The organism is Vibrio sp. M260118, assembly GCF_036533755.1.
GTDB lineage: Bacteria > Pseudomonadota > Gammaproteobacteria > Enterobacterales > Vibrionaceae > Vibrio.
Genome location: NZ_JATABG010000401.1, coordinates 1 through 3,009 on the forward strand (window position 1 = coordinate 1; position 3,009 = coordinate 3,009).

The window sequence follows — 3,009 nt, forward strand, 5'->3', positions numbered from 1 at the left end:
TTGGCCCATCGGGCTGCGGTAAATCAACGCTCTTGCGTATGATTGCAGGCTTAGAAGATATTAGTGATGGAGCAATATCTATTTCAGGCAATGTCGTTAACGATACTCCACCATCAGAACGAGGAGTTGCGATGGTATTCCAGTCTTATGCTCTATATCCACATATGACCGTAGCAGAAAACATGGGGTACTCACTAAAAGTAAATAAAGTGCCAAAAGAAGAGCGAGACAAAAAAGTTCAACTAGTCGGCAAAGCTCTACAGTTAAAGCACCTACTTGATCGTAAACCTGCCCAGCTTTCAGGTGGCCAACGTCAACGAGTTGCTATCGGTCGCGCTATCGTGAGAGACCCAAAAGTATTCTTGTTTGACGAGCCTTTATCAAATCTTGATGCAGAACTACGTGTCGACATGCGCTTACATATTGCGAAGCTACACCAAGAACTCAAATCAACCATGATCTATGTAACACACGACCAAGTTGAAGCTATGACATTAGCTGACAAAATTGTGGTACTCCGCGATGGGAAAGTTGAACAAGTTGGCTCACCAATGGACTTGTATCACAATCCTATTAACAGATTTGTGGCCGGATTTATTGGCTCACCCAAAATGAATTTTCTTCCATGTAGCGTTAAAGATTGGGATCAAACAAGCTTAACCGTGAATCTAGATGTAGGCCATTCCATCACTTTACCAATACAGATAGATAAGATTGAAATAGGTAAAAAACTAACGTTAGGTATTAGACCTGAACATCTTACAACAAATCCAGATCTGATAGCACTTGAATTCCAATGTGAAGTTGTCGAAAGGCTTGGAGGTATGACATACATATTTGGCCAATGTGGTGGCGTGGATGACTTTAAATACCTGCACCATGGGGATACACAAGTAAAACCTGGCGAGTCAATTTCGTTATTTACATCACCTTCTTACTTACACATTTTTGAACCTGATGGAAACGCCATTAAATTTGATTCGGTACAATCAACACATTAACGTTTCAGTGCCAAAGAGCATTCAAATGCTCTTTGGCATAATAGGAACATCCGATAAAAACAATATAGGGTAATCTTTTGGCTACACTTAAAGACATTGCACAAAGGGCAAAGATTTCTACTTCCACTATTTCTCGCTTTCTTAACGAAGACCCTACTTTGTCTGTAAGTGAAGAGAAAAAGCTGGCTATTTTGGAGGCAGTCGAATCTCTTGGCTATCAATCCCCTAAACGCAGTAAAAAACAGTTTGTTCATCATGAAGTAACCAAAACTAATGAGTCAGTTAGCGTACATGATGTTGTTATGTTGAACTTTTTAACGCCTACACAGGAAATAGATGACCCGTATTTCACTTCTATTCGTGCTGGAATCCAAAATCGTTGCTTAGAAAAAGGCATCAATCTAAGAACACTTCATTTAGACCAGATCGATATCAATATAGATCTAATAGAAAATGCTCCCGCCATCATTGCAGTCGGTCATTTCTCCAAACATGTTGTAGATACGATATATCAAGCTAATCACAGTATCATATTTGTTGACTCGAATCCTTTAGGCAGCAAAACCGATGCACTCTTAATTGACCGGTTGGCGTTATCCAATGACGTTATGCAAAATGTGCTAAAAAGCCATTGTAAGCGACCAGCTTTTATTGGAAATAATGAGGAGCGTTTACATATTTTTCGTAAAATCACCAAAGAAAACGGGTTGTATCATGATGCACTATGTAAAGTGAGTAAAGAGTATTGCATCGAGTCGGGATATCAAGCGATGAAAGAAATGCTACAACTCGATGAGCTTCCCGACTTGGTCTACGCTGCGACAGATATGGTGGCCGTTGGTGTTTATCGGGCTATTTATGAGGCAGGATTAACCATTCCAAACGATATACAAGTCATTGGAACCAATGATATCTCTTCAGCCCGGCACATGAGCCCAAGCCTTTCTACAATGCGACTGTTCCCGTTCGAAATGGGAGAAGTAGCAATAGATATGTTTATTGAAGTCGTAGAAGGAAGAAAATACAAAAAAACGGTTTTATTTGGTCATGAATTTATCTGGCGAGATAGTTTTATAATTGACTAACTTCGATCCAAATTCAGGTTAGTAAGAAGCCATAAGTTATGAGAATTACCTAATTATTTTTTAGTTAGGCCATGCTCACAATTATATGAGTAAATTTATTTGAATAATTTATCCGTAATCACAACTACGCAAATCACTTTACTAAATAAGTCACTAACAATTTAATACCTCACCTATAAATTAGTTTTCGCTGTTATATTATTTACATCTTTAAGATAACCAAATGTGAATATAAAAAGGTGAATGTATGAACAAAGCCCTAAAGACACTAGCCATCTTCGGCTCATTATTGGCCTCGATGAAAAACAAAACGGTCTAGATTTGGTCTCAAAATGGTCGCAGGGCCAACGCATTCACTTGGTATATTTGAGTACTAGCTTTATGAAAAATGAATATAAATCAACGAAGTCGCTGATAACTCTTGTTTTTTAGAAGTAAGTTTTGCAAATGAAACTTGGAGCGTGCAGCGGGAATCGAACCCGCATCATCAGCTTGGAAGGCTGAGGTAATAGCCATTATACGATGCACGCATCATCTCTAAGACCGTTTCAATATGCCACAGATAACTGAAAAGAAAAGTAATTTTTGCCACTAAACGGGTTAAGTGGTGAACTAAGCATCAGATTGAGGCTCAGATGCTGTTTTTGCAGCCATTCTTCGCTATACAAAAGCCTTTGCGCTAACGCGATTCTTCCCTTCCAATTTTGATTGATACATTAGATGGTCTGCGTCATTAAGTGATTGGGTTAAGTCAGCATGAGCATAATATGCACAACCTAAACTCACCGTGACCCTGTTTGGGTCTTTGTCTAAACATTCAAAATCAATATTCCGAATGGCAGAACAGATGGCTTCGGCTATCGCTATGGAACGATTAAAACTCAGGTCACTGAGCACCACTGCAAACTCTTCACCACCCACTC

3 protein-coding genes and 1 tRNA gene are annotated in these 3,009 nt (G+C 39.2%); 2 read left to right on the forward strand and 2 right to left on the reverse strand.

Annotated features, from left to right (window positions below):
• Together QTO00_RS17430 and QTO00_RS17435 are read left to right on the forward strand one after the other, a co-directional pair.
• On the forward strand, positions 1–1,001 hold a 1,001-nt coding region (locus QTO00_RS17430), incomplete at its 5' end, for an ABC transporter ATP-binding protein (protein WP_331425906.1).
• A 77-nt stretch (positions 1,002–1,078) separates the two neighbouring features.
• Positions 1,079–2,086: a LacI family DNA-binding transcriptional regulator gene (locus tag QTO00_RS17435; RefSeq protein ID WP_331425907.1), complete on the forward strand. Its 1,008-nt coding sequence runs from the start codon at positions 1,079–1,081 to the stop codon at positions 2,084–2,086.
• A gap of 455 nt (positions 2,087–2,541) precedes the next feature.
• On the opposite strand, the gene QTO00_RS17440 is transcribed toward QTO00_RS17435, so the two are convergent.
• Together QTO00_RS17440 and QTO00_RS17445 are read right to left on the reverse strand one after the other, a co-directional pair.
• Positions 2,542–2,616: transfer RNA gene (locus QTO00_RS17440), tRNA-Gly, on the reverse strand.
• A 130-nt stretch (positions 2,617–2,746) separates the two neighbouring features.
• The coding region (locus QTO00_RS17445) for a diguanylate cyclase (protein ID WP_331425908.1) at positions 2,747–3,009 on the reverse strand (263 nt) is incomplete at its 5' end.